This window comes from Actinoalloteichus caeruleus, assembly GCF_049311605.1.
GTDB lineage: Bacteria > Actinomycetota > Actinomycetes > Mycobacteriales > Pseudonocardiaceae > Actinoalloteichus_B > Actinoalloteichus_B caeruleus.
On sequence record NZ_CP186005.1, the window covers coordinates 3,991,776 to 4,008,995 of the forward strand.

General features: G+C 72.2%; 13 protein-coding genes. 6 read left to right on the forward strand and 7 right to left on the reverse strand.

All coding sequences use genetic code 11. From position 1 onward, the window contains the following. Window positions 1-568: 568 nt before the first annotated feature. Window positions 569-1,807, reverse strand: a complete 1,239-nt coding sequence (locus ACOJVX_RS15970) for a putative glycoside hydrolase (RefSeq protein ID WP_418154585.1) — start codon at window positions 1,805-1,807, stop codon at window positions 569-571. A gap of 939 nt (window positions 1,808-2,746) precedes the next feature. Here ACOJVX_RS15970 and ACOJVX_RS15975 point away from each other — a divergent pair. Then, the gene (locus ACOJVX_RS15975; RefSeq protein ID WP_016701163.1) at window positions 2,747-3,082 is read left to right on the forward strand and encodes a hypothetical protein; all 336 of its coding nucleotides are present in this window, start codon (window positions 2,747-2,749) and stop codon (window positions 3,080-3,082) included. Window positions 3,083-3,171: 89 nt separating this feature from the next. Here ACOJVX_RS15975 and guaA read toward each other — a convergent pair whose 3' ends face one another. Together guaA and ACOJVX_RS15985 are read right to left on the reverse strand one after the other, a co-directional pair. Beyond that, on the reverse strand, window positions 3,172-4,773 hold the full coding sequence (gene guaA, locus ACOJVX_RS15980; RefSeq protein WP_103056527.1) for a glutamine-hydrolyzing GMP synthase: 1,602 nt from the start codon (window positions 4,771-4,773) through the stop codon (window positions 3,172-3,174). 435 nt (window positions 4,774-5,208) lie between these two features. After that, a complete protein-coding gene (locus ACOJVX_RS15985; RefSeq protein WP_026418725.1) occupies window positions 5,209-5,925 on the reverse strand; it encodes a M50 family metallopeptidase in 717 nt (238 codons plus the stop codon). 767 nt (window positions 5,926-6,692) lie between these two features. On the opposite strand from ACOJVX_RS15985, the gene ACOJVX_RS15990 reads away from it, so the two are divergent. After that, a complete protein-coding gene (locus ACOJVX_RS15990) occupies window positions 6,693-7,886 on the forward strand; it encodes a glycosyltransferase (protein ID WP_162183673.1) in 1,194 nt (397 codons plus the stop codon). Between the two features lie 109 nt (window positions 7,887-7,995). On the opposite strand, the gene ACOJVX_RS15995 is transcribed toward ACOJVX_RS15990, so the two are convergent. The 3 genes from ACOJVX_RS15995 to ACOJVX_RS16005 form a co-directional block, all read right to left on the reverse strand. Then, window positions 7,996-8,340, reverse strand: a complete 345-nt coding sequence (locus ACOJVX_RS15995) for a DUF3817 domain-containing protein (protein WP_026418723.1) — start codon at window positions 8,338-8,340, stop codon at window positions 7,996-7,998. Then, entirely contained in the window at window positions 8,337-8,834 is a 498-nt protein-coding gene (locus ACOJVX_RS16000; protein ID WP_051313926.1) for a hypothetical protein, read from the reverse strand. The genes ACOJVX_RS15995 and ACOJVX_RS16000 overlap by 4 nt, the downstream gene beginning before the upstream one ends. 249 nt (window positions 8,835-9,083) lie before the next feature. Next, a complete protein-coding gene (locus tag ACOJVX_RS16005) occupies window positions 9,084-9,923 on the reverse strand; it encodes a M23 family metallopeptidase (RefSeq protein ID WP_418154587.1) in 840 nt (279 codons plus the stop codon). Between the two features lie 1,488 nt (window positions 9,924-11,411). Here ACOJVX_RS16005 and ACOJVX_RS16010 point away from each other — a divergent pair. From ACOJVX_RS16010 to ACOJVX_RS16025, 4 genes are all read left to right on the forward strand, one after another. Continuing rightward, on the forward strand, window positions 11,412-12,812 hold the full coding sequence (locus tag ACOJVX_RS16010; RefSeq protein WP_051713050.1) for a pentapeptide repeat-containing protein: 1,401 nt from the start codon (window positions 11,412-11,414) through the stop codon (window positions 12,810-12,812). 576 nt (window positions 12,813-13,388) lie between these two features. Further along, entirely contained in the window at window positions 13,389-13,817 is a 429-nt protein-coding gene (locus ACOJVX_RS16015) for an STAS domain-containing protein (RefSeq protein WP_418154588.1), read from the forward strand. Window positions 13,818-13,960: 143 nt separating this feature from the next. Continuing rightward, window positions 13,961-15,700: a PP2C family protein-serine/threonine phosphatase gene (locus ACOJVX_RS16020; protein ID WP_418154589.1), complete on the forward strand. Its 1,740-nt coding sequence runs from the start codon at window positions 13,961-13,963 to the stop codon at window positions 15,698-15,700. Between the two features lie 129 nt (window positions 15,701-15,829). Continuing rightward, a complete protein-coding gene (locus tag ACOJVX_RS16025; protein WP_081715413.1) occupies window positions 15,830-16,225 on the forward strand; it encodes an STAS domain-containing protein in 396 nt (131 codons plus the stop codon). 310 nt (window positions 16,226-16,535) lie between these two features. Here ACOJVX_RS16025 and ACOJVX_RS16030 read toward each other — a convergent pair whose 3' ends face one another. After that, the gene (locus ACOJVX_RS16030; protein ID WP_051313922.1) at window positions 16,536-17,027 is read right to left on the reverse strand and encodes an ATP-binding protein; all 492 of its coding nucleotides are present in this window, start codon (window positions 17,025-17,027) and stop codon (window positions 16,536-16,538) included. Window positions 17,028-17,220 lie beyond the last annotated feature (193 nt).

The window sequence follows — 17,220 nt, forward strand, 5'->3', positions numbered from 1 at the left end:
GCAATTCACACGGGTGGCGGGGTATGCCCCCGAAAGGGACGGTATATCCGCTCCGGGCACCGGCCGCCGCGCTCCCGGGGCGTTACCAACGCGCCCCGTTCCGCACCCCAGGACGGGAGAGCGGCCCCCGGGGGCGTGGGGCCCGGACGCGGAGCCGGCGGCGCCCCTCGTCCGGTGGGACGCAGAACGCTCCCCACCGGCCCACCGACGGCAAAACACCTGACGGAGGACCGGTTCGGGCCGCGGGGCGCGCCGCCGCGGGTGGAGCGGGCGGCGCACCGGCCGCGGGTCGTCGACGCCCCGCGGCCCGTGACGCACGGCGGCCTCAGACGCGGGGAGTCACCCCACGCATGACGTCCCCACCGCGATCCAGGTCGTGCAGGAATCTGACGAACCACCTCTTGAAAGCACGCATCGCCGTCGCACCCCAATCCTTGTGTAATACCGTAAGTGAGCGGAAAGCCCGGGTGGCTCCCGCAGGACCGGGATGGGTGCCGAACGCATCAACAACCAGCCCACCCGTGGGTCGCCACAGACCCCCTCCGTATTACAGGGTTCCGAGAATTTTTCATCCCGTGCCGTCCCACGTCTCCGCCTGGTACCTGCCCCCGGGGTTCCAGAGCAGGTAACCGGGGGCCTTGGCCTCCTCGGCGGCTCGGATCTGGGCACGGACCTCGTCCGGTCCGAAGTCGGCCCCCACCGAGAAGTCCTGGAGCCACGGCACGACCTGGGCCCCGGATCCCGCCAGCAGTCGGACGACGTCAGCGAGCGCTCGGCTGGTGATCTCGTGGGGCTGCGATTCGGGCCGCGCGATCCCGTACTCCCCCGGGCCCCAGCTCGAGGGGAACAGGATCGGCGCGACGAAGTCGACCTGGCCGCCGATCGCGGGGATGTCCTGGGCCACCTCCGTGGGGCGGGTGGCCGCCACCCCGTGCACGGCGGCTCCCACGTACGCGCCGTAGGGCCGCACCGCGTTCCTGGCGTCGCGGAGGAACTCGGCCACCCCCTGTTCCGGGGAGCCCGCGAGCCCGGGGAACCACAGGAGGTCGAGAGCGCCGTGCGGGCGGCGCACCTCGTCGAACACGACGTCGTCGAATCCGAGCTCGGCCGCCTCCACCGCGAGGTCGATGTTGTACTGCCGCACCTCGGGGTTCGCGAAGTTCGTGAACACCGGCCCGCCGTAGCCGGCGCCCCAGGCCGTCCCGTCCCGGGAGCGCACCACCCGGTCCGGTTCTCCCCGCTCCCAGGACCACCCGGCGAGCACCGGGTCGCGGAACGTCACGATCCTCCCCGCCACGCGCACGCCGGCGGCGTGCAGCAGGTCCAGGGTGTTGGCGACGTCGTAGCGTTCCCGCACGGCGCCGATCTCCCGGGCGAGCGGAACGCCAGTCGCGTGGGCGACCCACCCGTACTCGTCCTTCACGTCCAGCTGGACGGTGTCGATCCACCCCTCCTCCGCCAGGCGCAGGATCTCGTCGCGGACCGGGGCGCGGGCCCAGGCCGACGCTCCGACGTGCACCGCCCGGCCAGCCGGGTACCGCACGTCGACCACGACCCGTCGTTCGGTGACGTGACCGGTGACCCCTCGGGCGACGACCTCGATGGCGGGAGGTGGGGCCGGGAAGTCGACGGCGAAGGTCCCGTCCGCCGCCAGCGCGACCGGTACGCGTTGCACGGTGAGCGCGGTGGCCCCGCTGACCCTGCCGGTGAGGGTGAACGGTTCGGAGGGACCACCGACCTCGACCGGCTCCGGGATGCTGATCACCGGTCGCGCGATCGGCAGGAACGGGAAGGCGGGAACCGGCATGGCCGTGAGAGCCGCCGCGTCGACCGTGGTCGGTCGGTCGCTCGCCGTTCCGTGCCCGTTCGCCTCCACGTCGTTCGTCGACGGGGGGCGCCACTCGTCGCCCCACGGCCAGTCGGGCGGGAGCTCCGGGCTCCCTGTCCAGGCCGAGCCCTCGCTCTCGGTACCCGGGGCGGTCAGGTCGTCGGGTCCGGCACCGCCGTCCGGTTCGGAGGGGGCCGGGGGCTCGGGGGCCGCAGGCTCGGGGGCCGCAGGCTCGGGGGCCGCAGGCTCGGGGGCCGCAGGCGGCCCCGGGAGCGTGGATGCGGAGCCGGCGCCCGCGCTGTGGGAGGACATGACGGCGGGCGGGGTGCGAACCGTGGTCGCTCCCGGGGCCGTTCCCGTGCCCGCGAGCGCGGCCTGAACCAAGGCCGCGACGAGCGCCACCCGGGTGGCCCCGACTCCGCGCGCCCACCCGGTGGCGTGACCCCTGCCGGGGGAAGCAGTGCGACGACGAAACATGACGACCCCGCTGCCGACAGTGACCGGACGAGCCCGAGGCTAGCCGGAGTGCTCGCAGCGCGCAGCGCGGAGGAGTGGGCTTCTGAACTGCGCTTTCCGCGCGAGTGTCGTGGTTCCGGGCCTCGTCGGTGTGGAGGCGACAGCCCTGCGGCCGGCAGCCCGGAGCGACAGGGCAGCGTCGACCGAGCGATCACCACTGGTGATCACCACGTGCGTAGTGCACCTGAATGATCAAATGTCAATCACCCGACAGAGAGCCTCGTTACCTCACTGTCTGGCTTCGTGGCGCCACGCTCCGAACAGGTCTCCTGGTCGTGGTGGTGACACCGCCCGTGACGACCCGCCCGACGAGCCCCGCCGCGCGCCCGATCGAACACCCGGACCAGGGGCGAAAGCCGCAGGAGAGTTGCATCCGGCCTGTCGCTGCGGGAGTCTTCGACTGTGAGTGAGGAAACCATCCGACTCGACCTTGACGACGCGGGCGTGGCCACCGGACTTCCGCGTCCGTTTGACACCAGGGACCAGGTTCAGGGAGTTCCCTACCGTCCGGTGCAGTTCCGCGACGACGATCTGCCCTCGGCACTGGAACGGTCCGCGGCCTGGCTGCGGCAGACCCAGGAGTGGCTGGGCGAACCGGTGGACGTCATCGCCGTCCACCTCGACTACGACGACAGCGAGGGCGCGCCCTACTACGACCTCAAGTTGTTGTGCAACGAGGAGGACCTGGCGGGTGCGCCACTGGCCCTCCGGACCAGAGAACAGCGACCGAGCAACTAGGCGGCCGGCGGACAGCAGGAGCCGGGGCGGATCGACCGCCCCGGCTCCGTTCGTGTCCGGGCCCGCTCCTCAGGACGCGGGTGCGGCGCTCACTCCCACTCGACGGTCGCCGGGGGCTTGCTGCTGATGTCGTAGACGACCCGGTTGACGCCGGGGACCTCGTTCACGATCCGGTTGCTGACCCTGGCGAGGAAGTCGTAGGGCAGCCGGGACCAGTCGGCCGTCATCCAGTCCTCGGTGTCGACGGCGCGCAGGGCGACGACGTCCTCGTAGGTGCGGAAGTCGCCCAGCACGCCCACGCTCTTGTCCGAGGTGAGCACGACCAGGGCCTGCGCCGTCTGCTGGTACAGGCCCGCGGACCGCAGCTCGGAGATGAAGATCTCGTCGGACCGGCGCAGCCGCTCCAACCGCTCCGGGGTGACGGCACCGGTCATGCGGACCGCCAGGCCGGGGCCCGGGAAGGGATGCCGGTCGACGATCTGCTCGGGGAGACCGAGGACCCGGCCCGCCGCGCGCACCTCGTCCTTGAAGAGGAAGGACAGCGGGTCGAGCAGCTCCAGCTTCATCGTGTCGGGGAGGCCGCCCACGTTGTGGTGGGTCTTGATCTTCGTAGCGGCCGCCGAGTGCCGGCCCGAGTCGCCGGCGCTCTCGATGACGTCCGGGTAGGTCGTCCCCTGGATGAAGTAGTCAGCCCCCTCAAGGCTCGGGGCGACCTCCTCGAAGACCTCCATGAAGCAGCGGCCGATCCGGCGGCGCTTCTCCTCCGGGTCGGTGACCCCGTCGAGCGCCTCGAGGAACTTCTGGGAGGCGTCGACCTTGAGCACCTTCATGTCGAGGTGTTCGGCGAACACCGCCATGCACTGGTCGGCCTCGTTCTGCCTCAGCAGGCCGTTGTCCACGAAGACGCACGTCAACTGGTCGCCCACCGCACGGGCGGCCAGCGCCGCGGCCACCCCGGAGTCCACTCCACCGGACAGGGCGCAGATCGCGCGCCGGTCACCGATGCGCTCGCGCAGCCACTCCACGGTCTCGTCGACGAAGGAGGTGGTCGACCACTGCTCGACGCAGCCGCAGATCCGCCGGACGAAGTTCTCCAGGATCGTGCGACCGAGCGGGGTGTGGGCCACCTCCGGGTGGAACTGCACGCCCCAGTAACGCGCGCCGTCGCTCATCGCGGCGATCAGCCCACCCTCGCTGCGGGCGACAACCCGGTGACCCGGCGGGGGCTCGAGGATGTGGTCGGTGTGGCTCATCCACACCTCCAGCGACTCGCCGATCCCCTCGAAGAGGAGGTTGTCCTCCAACACCTTGACCGTCGAGCGGCCGAACTCACGCCGCTCCGCCGCCTCGACGCGACCGTCCTGGTGGTAGGCGATGAGCTGCGCGCCGTAGCAGATACCGAGGACCGGCACCCCTGCCGACCGGACGGCCTCGCTCAGGCCGGGAGCACCGGCGTCGTACACGCTCTGCGGCCCACCGGAGAGGATGATTCCCTTCGGGGCCAGCTCGGCGATACGCTCCTTCGAGCTGTCCGCCGGCAGCAACTCGCAGTACACACCCAGTTCGCGCAGGCGGCGCGCGATCAACAGGCTGTACTGGGATCCGAAGTCGAGGACGACGACGGCCTCGTTCACTGAGGCGGACGGGCGGTTGTAGGCCAGCGACCGCTGGGCACCAAGACCCGATTGCATTCCAACTCCTGCTACTCGGCAAACCCGCTAACGGCCCTGCTCCTGAACCGGTGGCAACGGTAGCACTCCGCAGTGGGCCGTCCGGCGGGGTCAGCGGTGCCCCTCCGCCCCACCGCTCCGACGGCCCTGGTCCCCTTTCGCCAGGGCACGGGGCGGCTGGTCCGACCTCCCGCCGCGTTCGACGGCCACCGGCATGACGAGCGGGTGAGGCAGGTTACCGCCCGGGAATGCTCACACCCCGCTCCGGGTGCGGACCGGCCGACAGCCGGCGGCCCCGGTGCCGTGGCGGCCGCGGTTCCGTCCGATCGCCCCGGGGATCCCGCTACCAGCGGTGCCCCGTGACCTCGCCACCTCCGACCAGTAGCCGCCGGGCCGACGCGTCGGGAGGGCCGGCGGGTGTCCTCCGGTCCACCGTCGCCCTCCTCGTCCCGGACCTCAGAGCAGGCCGAGCAGGAGACCGCCGCCGACGACGAGCGCGGAGAGGTTGATGAGGAGGAACACCACGATCCACATCAACGGGCCCGCGGCGGTGAGCCGGGCGAGCTGGTGCGCGTCGGAGTCGCGGGTGTCCGGGCGGTTGCGCATCCTCCCGAGCTCCCGCACGGGGCGCACACCGGCGAACAGCAGGAACCATGCGAACAGGAGACCGAACGCCTCCTGGACCTCGACGGCGGCGAACCAGGCGACCAGGAAGATGACCGCCCCGGTCAGCAGTACCGAGAGCACGCCGAACGGGTTGCGGATGGCGAGCAGCATCGCGGCCAGCACGACGACGGAGCCGATCAGCAGCCCCCGGGTCATCCCGTTGGTGACGAGGTACGCGGCGAGCAGCCCCAGGAGGGACGGTGCCGGGTACCCGGCCACGAGGGTGGCGATCATGCCCGGCCCTCGGGGCCGTCCCACCGACACCGTCACGCCCGAGGTGTCGGAGTGCAACCTGATCCCGGCGAGACGTCGACCGGTCAGCAGCGCCACGATCGCGTGACCGCCCTCGTGGACGATGGTCACGACGTTGCGGAGGAGGCGCCAACTCCCCCGGTGCAGGACGCTGGCCAACGCGACCAGTCCGGCGGCGGCGACGAGCGCCATCCCGGATTCGACGGTTCGCTCGAGAAGTAGGTCCACCGACGCTCCAGCTTCCACATGCGGCATCCGCGCTCCCCAACCGGAGCCGTCCCAAGATTCCATACGCCGCCACGTCGGCGGTCCGGGGTGGGACCGGGGGCCGGGGAAACGGCCGCGGCGCTCCGACCGACATCGCACGGTGCGCGCGGGGGACGGCTACGCGGTGGTCCACGACCCGGCTGGGCGCTGACCCGGAGCCGCCGGGGGCGCGGGACGGCGGACCGGGCGGGCCGGCCCGCCCCGGGACGGCCCCCCTGCCCGACCACGTCCGGTACCCGAGGAGCGCGGAGGGCACGGGCTGGCGCCACCCCGCCGACAACCCTCCGCGACGACGGGCACACGGCAGGTTACCGGAGAGTGACCGGCGGACCAAATCCCTTAGACATCCCTGAGATGACCCTGAAATGGCGGACGGGCGATTGATTCGCCCGCCGCCGATGTGTCACTGTCCTGCTGCGACCACGACCAGCAGACCCCGACGGGAACAGCGGCCGTCTACCCTGCTCCCGACAGCGGCGCAAAGCGGCGCCCGCCTACCCACGCGACGTCACGCCGACGGCTCCCGGGGCAGGTGCGGAACGGCAGGGGTCCCACGTCGTCCTCGCCGTGGCCCACGGTCGCCCGACCGCAGGCTCTACCGAGACGACCCGCGCACCGAGGGGATCATGGACAGTTCCCAACCAGGCAACCCGACCGGCACCACTCGACCGACGCCGCGCCCCGCCCGGCCGCGGCCGGTGCCCAAGCCGGTTCGCCGCCTGCGTCCGGAGGCCAAACCGGCTCCGGTGCGGGTCATGCACTTCAGCGACACCAACCTCCCGCGACGCGACGGCATCGTCACCTCCACGCGCACGCTGCTCGGAAGTCTCGTCGACCAGGGCCACCAGAGCGTGCTCGTCGTACCCCACCACCCGTCCCAGGGTTCGGAACGCGGTGTGCTGACCCTGGACTCGGTTCCCTGCGGTGTCGCGGCCCTGCGGCTGGTGCTGCCGAGAGCGGCGCACGTGGACCAGCTGGCCGGCTGGGCACCGGACGTCGTCCACGTCCACACCCCCGGCCCGGCCGGGCTGTTGGGGATCATGACGGCCCGCAGGTTGGGTGTGCCGGTGGTGCACACCTACCACACGGACCTGCACGCCTACGCCGAGGCGTACCGGGCGCCGAGCGCCGCGCTCCGGTTGATGCTGCGGATGTACGCGCGGAGGCTGGACCGCCCCGTCCCCAAGGTGGGGCGTGGCCGGAACGCCAAGCGGGCGCTGATCGACGCCGTGAACGAGCTGCTGCTCGAGGACGCCGGTGCCGTCGTCGTCCCCACTCCGGCCATCCTGGAGCGCACGACCCTGTCGGTACCGGAGGACCGGATGTTCGTGGCGCCCGCCGCCGTGAGCAGGCCGTCCCTCGACGCGGACGCCGCTGCCGACTTCCGGCGGCGGTGGAGCATTCCCGAGCGCGCTCCGGTGGTGCTCTTCGTGGGCAGGGTGAACCGGGAGAAGGGCGTCGACCTGCTGGTGCCGGCCTTCGAGCGCGTGGCGGCGGAGCTGCCCGACGCGCGCCTGGTCCTGGTGGGCGCGGTGTACCAGAAGCGCGAACTACGTCGGATGTTGAAGCGGCATGGCATCGCGGACCGCACGCACGTGCTCGGTGAGCAGCCGGCGGACGAGGTCGCCGCCGCCTACGCGGCCTGCGACGTGTTCGCCTTCCCCTCCCAGAGCGACACCCAGGGCCTGGTCCTCCAGGAGGCCGCGCTCGCTGGCCGGCCGGCCGTTCTGGTCGACCCCGCGCTGCACACCTCCAACGCGGTCGCCAATGCCTTCGAACTGACCGAGCCGTCCCCGGACGCCTTCGCCGACCGGACCGTGGACCTGCTCCGAGCGCCGGAGCGGTCCGCCGCCATCGGGGCGCGGGCCAGGGAGCGGGCGGCAGCGCACACGACGGCCAGCTACGCCTCGACGATGGTGGACATCTACCGGCACGTCCTCGCCGACTGACCGGGTGGAGTGGGGAGTTCGTGACCGTGGCGAGCCGTGATCGCCCTCGCCGGACGGTCGGCCCCGGGCCGACCGTCCGGTTCGGGGCTGGTGGCTCGACGGGGGACCCTCAGATGCGCTCGCCGGCCTTCAGCCGGGTGGTCACCTTCCGCTCGGCGACGAAGGAGAAGAAGGGGACGGTGCCGGCGAGGAGGACGAGCACGGTCCCCTTGATGGACCACCGGCACTTCATCGCGAGATCGAAGGCGAACACCAGGTAGACCATGTAGGCGAACCCGTGCACCGGCCCGATGATGGTCATCACCAGGTCGTGTTCCGCGAGGTAGCGGAGGGGCATCGCCACGAGCACGAGGATCAACAGGCAGACCCCGGTCACGAAGGCGAGGACCCTGAACCGGGTCAGCGCGCCCATCGGGACGGTGAAGGTCTGCGGCTGCTTGTCCACCGAGGTCACGTCGCCTCCATCTGGGCAGGGGAGCCCGGTCGTTCGTCCGCTCGACGCAGGGCCGCCAGGTACTCGTTGTACTCGGTCAGCCCGGCCTCGTGGTCCTGTGCTGGTCGGTCGTTCTCGTGCGTGCGTGGTTCGGAGCCGGATCGGAGCCTGGCGAGCTGCGCCTCGGCGGCGGCGGCCCTCGCCGAGACGCGGGGCGACGGGGCCGTGCCCTCGGCCTCGTCGGCCCGTTCACCGCCGTCCTCGAGGACCACTGGGAGCTGGGGCGACGCCGGGTCGGCACGCTCGGCCTCCATGCGAAGCAGGCGCCACCACACGTACGCGGTGAAGACTCCGATGAAGGGCCAGAGCACCGTGTAACCGAGGTTCAGGCCGCGTCCGTCGATCGACTGGAACCGGTCCCACTGCCACCAGCCGAGCCGGAACGACGCCAGGACGATCACCAGGGTCAGCAGGTGCAACACCAGCCACCGAGGTCGTAGCAGCAGGTCACGCACGCCTGGACGCTAGCACTCCGGTCGGGTGCCGGTGCGAGCCGGTATGCGCCAGTCGTGGTCCGGGTCGCCCCGGGAGTGCTGGGGCGACGACCAGGGGACGCGCCGACGACACGGTGATGGGTGAACACCGCCGGAAGGCCGGTCCCAGCTCGTCCGGGACGGGTGGGGTGGGCGTTCGGCGCGCGGACGGCGAACGGCCCGGTCCCCCCTTCCGGGAGAACCGGGCCGCCGGTCCGCTGGCGCTACCTGTCAGAGCGAGATCCCCCGCTCCGCCAGCCAGGGCTGCGGGTCGATCTTCTGTCCGTTGACGTGCACCTCGAAGTGCAGGTGCGGGCCGGTGGACTGACCACGGTTGCCCATGGTCGCGATCTGCTCGCCGACACCCACCCGCTGGCCGACGCTGACCAGGGACTGGTCGATGTGGCCGTAGACGGTGATGGTCCCGTCGTCGTGCTGCACCCGGACCCACAGGCCGAAGCCACTGGCCGGCCCGGAGCTGATCACCGTGCCGGAGGTGGTGGAGTAGATCGGGGTTCCGATCGAGTTGGCGATGTCGACACCGTAGTGCGTGGTGCCCCACCGGGCGCCGAAGCCGGAGGTGAAACGCCCCTCGGCCGGCTTGACGAACTGGACGTTCGCCGCGGCCTGCTCGGCGGCGGCCTGCTCAGCCGCAGCCTGCTCGACGGCGGCCTGCTCAGCCGCAGCCTGCTCAGCCGCGGCCTGCTCGGCAGCAGCCTGCTCGGCAGCAGCCTGCTCAGCAGCAGCCTGCTCGGCAGCAGCCTGCTCGGCAGCGGCCTGCTCAGCAGCGGCCTGCTCAGCCGCAGCCTGCTCGACGGCGGCCTGCTCAGCCGCAGCCTGCTCGGCAGCGGCCTGCTCGGCAGCAGCCTGCTCAGCCGCCCGGCGCTCGACGGCCTCCTGGGCCGCCTGTTCGGCGGCGGCCAGCTTGGCCTGGAGTTCCTCGTTCTTCTGGAGCTTGGCGGCTTCCTCCTGCTGGTCGACCTGCCGATGGATCGGCAGGACCTCCAGCGCGGGCAGCCGGCCGTCGGTGTCAACGCCGGAGTCGCCGAGGGCGACGCCGGAGCCTGCCACCAGCGGGCCTCCCGCGAGGAAGAACGCCCCGGCCAACGCGCCCGCTACCGCGGACTTGTGGCCTTCCCGCAGCGGGAGCTGCGGCAGACGATGTGCTGCGCGGCCGTGACGGGAGGACCGAGCCAGTGCCTCCAGCAGAGCCGGCGAGGGATGGTGACCGCTCAGGGAGCGATGCCGAGCCATAGATGACCTTTCGTCCGTCTCGGGGGAGGCTCGGCCACTCGGACTCGGGCGGGGGATCCCGGAAGGGAGACCGATCTGTCATCCCTTGCACGTCCATACGTCGTGACCGAACCGTGACGTACTGACTGACCGTAACCAAAAAAGCAAAATCAATGCAAGTGTGGGTGACGCCGCACCCATTCACCATGATCGAAATAGCCAAATGGTCACTATGCGCGATCTCTTGCGCATTCAACCGCCAGCCGCAGGACAAAACCGCCACCTTCGCCCGGATATTCCGCACCCCCCGACAACACCCCCGACCACCGGCGCCAGCGGCATCCGACGCCTCGGCCCGCGACCCTCGGGAACCACCCATCACGGCTGGCAGCGGCGTCATCCACCTCCGCCGAGGCGCCCACCCCCACAACCAGTCGACAGCCCGAGTGACGGCGCTCACCCGAGCCCTGGACCCGCTCCGGGCACCCGCCGAACCGCCGTCTCGGGGCCCTCGGACAGCCGCCCCGAGGTGGGTGGCCCACCAGGTTGAAGCCCCTGGACCAGCAGGACCTCGGACCCACCGGGTCACGTCGTGACGGCGGCCACGACGCCACCAGGACGCGGCCCAGTCGAGCGCTCCGCCATCAGGCACCAGCGAGCCAACCGAAGGACGGGCACCCCGCCGCCGCCCCCGCCCCCACCGCGCGGGTCACGGGGTGACGAACCGGGATCTCGCGTGGAACCGGGGACCGCCGATGAGGATCTCGGGACCGGACGATTCGCAATCCCCCATTTTCCCGCGACGCGAACACCTTCTTCTCCCCGTCCACCACACGACGAGATCACGTGAGCCGGGAAAAGGGTCCACTGTGCTTCCGTCCATGGTGGACCGGGACACGGCCGTCCACCGATCCCCCTTTTTCCCCCTTACCGAATCCCGCACGTGATCACGGAACGTGATCACCTCGCAGGTCGGGTCGGTCGGATCGGCGACGGCCGCACCATCACGGTGCCGATGGCACTCGGGTCCACCCGGCGTCGGCCGAGCGGGACCGCACGGCCCCCCACGAGGTGGTTCCCGTCCGCAGCCGCCGTCTCGTGACGCCCGCCGGGTAGCCGGAGGCCACCGTCGCCCTCCTGTCCGACGCGGACCCGTGGAGGCGGAATCCCGGGGCTGCGCGGCGGGCGCGCGGCACCCGCGCGGTTCCCACCTCCGGACGGGGTCCCCCGTGACGGCGTGTCGGGCTCCGACGCACGGACGGTAACCGGGGAATGACTCGTCCGGGGCTTTCCCATCCTGCTCGCGGCACGCGAGCATACGGGGTCATGATCACAGCGGGCCCCGGGCGACCGGCCACCGACCGGACGACCAGGCGATGGCTGCGACTCGTCGTGTGGCCCTCCTTCGCCCTGCTCGTCCTGGGTCCCGTCCTCTTCCTGTGGTTGTCCCACGACGTGGGTGAGCCGGATCGCCTCCGCCTGCGCCTCGAGGCGGTCCGGGCCGCGGCCAGCGCGGCCGCGTTGACAGCGCTGTGCGGCGCCCTGGTCGGCGCGGTCCACCTCGTGGGCAGGTGGTCCGCTCAGGGCGGGCGCCCCCGGGAGGCGGCTCCGACGGTGCCCGGCTCGGCGAGGAGGGCGCCCTCTCAGCCGCACCGTCAGCGAGACGGGGAGGAGGTCGTGCTCCCCGGTCCCGACTCCTCCCGTCCGACGACGAGCAGGTTCGGGCGGATCTCCCCCCGCCCGGCGCTGGCGGACCGGCGGGCGGTCACCGAGTTGTACGGGCTCGGGGCCAACCAGCTCGGCAGCGAACGGGCGCCCGTCCGCATGGCGGGCGTGTACGCGCTGGACCAGCTGGGGCAGTGCTACCCGGACCAGCGGCAGACCGTGGTCGACGTCCTGTGCGGGTACCTGCGCATGCCGTTCGCCGTGCCGCCCCAGCTGCGGTCGGACCGGCCCTACCCCTCGGACCGGGAGCTGGCGGCGAGGGAGGAGCTCCAGGTCCGCATGGCGGTGCAGCGTGTCCTGGCGAACCACCTCAGGCCGGCGGAGGACGCCTCGGGGAGGCCGGCTGCGACCTTCTGGCCCGACATCGATGTCGACCTCAGCCATGCCGTGTTGGTCGATCTGGACCTCACCGGTTGTCGACCGCGCACGGCGCGCCTCTCCGGGGCGAGGTTCTCCGGCTTCGCCTGGTTCGCCGGAGCGACCTTCGAGGGGCCCGCGTGGTTCGTCGACGCCACCTTCGACGGCCACGCCTGGTTCGAGAACTCGCGCTTCCTGTCCCCGGCCTGGTTCCTGAACGCGCGGTTCCTCGGTGAGACTCGGTTCAAGGAGTCCCGGTTCGACGGCGACGCGTGGTTCCTGCACGCCCAGTTCGCCGGTCAGACGAAGTTCACCGGCAGCGAGTTCCGCGGGGCCGCCAGGTTCGGCGGTGCCCTCTTCGCCGGTGAGGCCAGGTTCCGCGAGGTGGAGTTCCACGGGGCGGCCGAACTGCCGCAACCCGACATCGACCTCCGCGCCTCCCTGGTCCGGCGCCCCTCGGACACCACGCACCGCACCTGGCCGCCCGGCTGGCGGGTCCGGGAGACGGACTCGCTGGTGGGCAATCTCGAACTCGCCGAGGCCGCCCCGACGTCACCGGTGGGGCCTGGCCGAGTGGCGACCGGCCTGGTCGACGGTGACACCGGTGCCGAGCCCGGCTCCGGTGACCCCGGTTCGACGCCCTAGCGACCGAGGGCCGGGTCACCGCCGGCACCGGGAGGCCGGCCCACGTGGGACCGGAGATGCCCACCCGTCGCCTCGGCGTCCCGGGAGCCCGCCTCTCCCCGGCCCGAGCGTGCCCAGCGCCGGGTGGGTCGCCGAGCCGGCGGTGCCCGAGGACACCGCCGGGGGTGAGGAGTGTCGACCGCCCCTCGGCGGCGGACGTGTCGGGCGCCATAGCGCCTGCGGTTGCTCCGCCCGCGTGGGGATGGTTGGGTCCGAGGACCGGGTGCCCACCGCCGTCCACCGAGGCCGAGGGGCCGAGCCACCGGCTCGAGCCACGTCCGAGGCGTCGATACGGCAGGCGGTATACATGCACCCGCACGACTTGTCGGAAGATCGATTTTCCACATACGGTGGGCAGCGGTAGCTCAGTTGATCAGGCCCGGCACGGCCCCCTGTGGCTGGTCCGGCAGCCTGAGCCGCTCCGGAACCAGCGGATTCGGCGCCCCGCTCACCCTCCGGGTGGCGGTCGCCCCCGCCTGTTCCGGACGGCTCCGGCGACGAACCGCCGCCACCGGTCGGAAGGGATACGGACGGACGATGACCATGCATGATCGCGCGGAGCGGGATGCTCTGGGGCAGGCCAGCCAGCCCGGTACCTCCGAGGACGAGCACACGCACTTCACCCTCGCCACCGAACCCTGCGGGGCGGGTGGCGTCGTGGTGCGGGCCAGCGGCGAGATCGACATGCTCACCGCTCCCCGCCTGCGGGAGGAACTCCTCGGTCTGCTCGACGCGGGCCACCGCGTCATCCTCGACCTGGACCGGGTGGAGTTCCTGGGGTCGAGCGGCCTCGCCGCCCTCGTCGACGCCCATCGCCACGAGGCACCCGCCACGGCGGGGTTCGCGTTGGTCGCCGACTCCCGCACCGTCGTGCGGCCCCTCGAGGTGACCGGGCTCGACCGGGTCCTCGCCATCCACCCCACCGTGGAACGCGCCCAGGAGTCCTTCGGCATCCCCTCGGAGTGACGCCGCCGAAGCCGTGACGCACGTCCGACCGGTCGGACGTCACCACCGGTCGGACGCGGCGCGGCGACGGGTCGCGCGGGCCTACGAGCAACACACGGTGGGTGTGGCTAGGCTCGGGGTTCGACGGGAGGAGCCCACCCACCATGATGGTGTCTCGCGACAGCGTTAACGGCGCGGCCACGACTGAGGACCGCTCCCGACTCCCGGAGCCCGCGAGTCACCACGACGGAGCCTATCCGGAGGTCGAAGCGCTGTTGCTGCCGACGGGCGCCCTCGACGTCCTCCTCGCCGGGTGCACGGACGCGATCCTGATCGTGGACGACCAGAACGTCGTCCGCCGCTTGAACCCGCTGGCGAGCGAGCTCCTCCCGGAAGTGCTCCCCGGTTCCCGCCTGGACGAGTCCGCCGTGCCCGCCCTCCGAGAGGCGCTCGCCGAGGGGCGCCGCGATTTCTGCGCGACCCACCGGGACCACGAGCTGCTGGGTCGGAGCGCGGCGCTGGCCGCCGGCCTGACCGCCTGGTACGTCCGGGACGTCACCGCGGAACGGGACCGGGAGAACGCGTTGCTGGCGGAGCGTCGGCGGAAGTCCTTCCTCGCCCACGCCAGCGCGGCCCTCGCCGGCACCCTGAGCCCTGGTCGGGTGCTGTCGCTGGCCGCACGGCTCCCCGTGGGCCGCATCGCCGAGCACTGCGCGGCGGCGATGAGCGACGGAGCCGCCGCGATGGTGGCGACGGCGAGCCAGGACGGGGTCACGCTCCGCCGGACCCGACACACCTCGGTGCTGCGCCGCCTCTCCGCCGTCTCGGACCCCACGGCGGAACCCCTCGGCGACCCGGCGGGCAACCCCGGGGAGCAGGACAAGGAGCTCCTGGCCGAGCTGCTGCCCGACGTTCCCGCGGCGCGGTCACTGCCCGCCCAGGGCTCGCCCGACGACACGGACGACGAGATCATGCTCCTCCCGCTGACGGCGGGCACCGACGTCCACGGCGTGCTGGCGATGGCGACCGCTCCCGGGATGAGCCGGCACGACCGGATCCTGCTCAGGGATTACGCGCAACGCGTGTCGACAGCGCTGGAGGGGGCCAGGGTGCACTCGGAGCGCTCCAGGATCGCGGAGTCGCTGCGGTCGGCTCTGTTGCCGCCCGCCCTCCCCGAACCGCCGGGGCTGTCACTGGGCTCGGCCTACCGCGCCTCCGCCGAGGCGACCAGGATCGGTGGGGACTTCCTCGACGTCCATGAGGAGCCGGGCGGCGGTCGGTGGACGTTCTCCCTCGGTGATGTCTGCGGCAAGGGGGTGGACGCGGCGGTGCTCACCGGTCAGGTCCGGCAGTCCCTGCGGACCGCCTCCCTCGTGTCCGCGGGGCCGGCGGCCAGGCTGGAGCTGCTGAACCGGGTCATGCTCCAGGCGGGCGACGGCAGGTTCGCCACGGTGGTGACCGGGGCGATGACGACTGTCGAGGGCGGTGGCGCCCGGATCAGGCTCGCCAACGGGGGCCACCCCCGGCCGTTGGTCCTGCGCCGGGACGGGACCGTGGAGTCGCTGGAGACCGCCGGGATGCTCGTGGGCGCCCTGGACGAGGCGTCCTTCCTCGAGACGGAGACGGAGTTGGCCCCGGGCGAGTCGCTGCTGCTCTACACCGACGGCGTGACCGAGGCCCGTGACGAGTCCGGGGAGATGTTCGAGGAGGAACGCCTCCAGGAGGAACTGGCGACGTGCGGCGGCCTCCAGGCGCAGGCGGTCGCCAACCGGGTGCAGCAACGGGTCTTCGAGTTCCTGCACGGCAACGACCACGACGACATCGCGATCCTCGTCATCCAGGCGGCATCGGTCGGCGCGCCGCCGGGGACGGCCGAGGACGCGGGAACTCACCCGTCGGAGTGACGCGCCACACACCAACCCGTAGGTTTGCCAGGTCCCAGACGGGGAACACGTTGGGAGGCTGTCCTCGACAGGCGGAACGCCGCCGGAGCAGCGGACCCAGGCAGCAGTACGAACACCGGAGAACAGCCGATGACAGGTCATCCCGCCGAGAGAAAGCCGCCCGACGAGTCGGGACAGCACGACGGCGACGTCCTCGCGGAGACGGAGATCGCCCGGGGAACGCTGGACTCGGAGAACGTGGGGTTCATCCGCCTGTCCGGCGAGGTGGACCACTATTCGGCGCCGCAGCTGGACACGGTGGTGGACCAGTTGCTCGCCTCGGGCGCGACGGGATTCACCCTGGACTTCGCCGAGGTCACCTTCCTGGACTCCGCCTGCCTGAGCAGTCTCGTCCGCGCCCGGAGGTTGGTGCAGCCCCGGGGCGGGGAGGTCGTGTTGGCGGCGATGAACCGCCACGCCTCGCGGGTCATGCGCATCACGGGCCTGCACACCATCTTCCGGTTCGTCGACGGGGCCCGACAGTAGGCACCGGCGGGGCCCGCCAGTAGGCACCGGCGCCAGCCGGCGCCACCCGAACCCCGGCTCGGCTTCGCGTGGGCTCGGCTTGGCGTCGAGGAGCCGCCCGGCGACCCGAGTGCGGCCCGCGAAGCCCCCGTTCCCCCTCCGGAGTCCGGTCGGGCCCGGGGGAAGGCGACCGGCAGTTCCTGAGGGCTCGTCCCCGTCGCCACGCCCGGACGGCCTGGAGCGCGCGTGCCCTCGCGAGCGCCACCCGGCGTACCGGCGGGGCGGCCGGAGCCACCGGTGGCCACGCGGGGCCGGTGGTCCGCCCCGGTCCTCAGCTCGTCGAGTGCAGCGTGACGGCCCTGCTCAGCCCTACCCTGGTCCCGGACGCCGTGCGACTGAGCTCGACCTGGTCGACGCACCGTTCCATCAGCAGGAGACCCCGCCCCCGGCTTCCCGGGTCGGCGGGCGGCGGGCGCCATGTTCCGTGGTCGGCGACCTCCACGTGGACCACCTGGCCATCCACCCAGGCGCGCATGGACACCGACCCGCCGTCGTCCTCCGGGTAGGCGTGCGAGGCGGCGTTGGCCAGCGCTTCGTAGGCGGCCAGCTGGAGGCACTCCGAGCTGTCCTCGTCGACTCCCGCCCCGGACAGCCAGGAACGCAGCGTGCGGCGGACGTGCACTAAGGCCGCTGCCTCGGCGGCGGCGACCATCCGCAGCGGTTCGGGTCCTCCGTCGGCACCGGCACCCCGTTCCGGGGTGGCGTGGTCAGGACGCAGTTCCAGCGGAGTCCCCTGCCGCGTTCCCGTGTCATCGCCGATCACCGCTTCCTCCTCGCCTGCTTCTGTTCCCCCCGCGGCAGGGGTGACCCGGTCGCATCCACCCGTCGGACGCGCTGCGCGCGGACAACTCTCCCCTTACCCTCCCCGGTTACCCGAGTGGGCACGCGTGAATCATCTCGATTCCGTCAAGGGGACCGTGCGGGGGTGTGCGGACGTTTCGCCCGGTCGGCGGGGT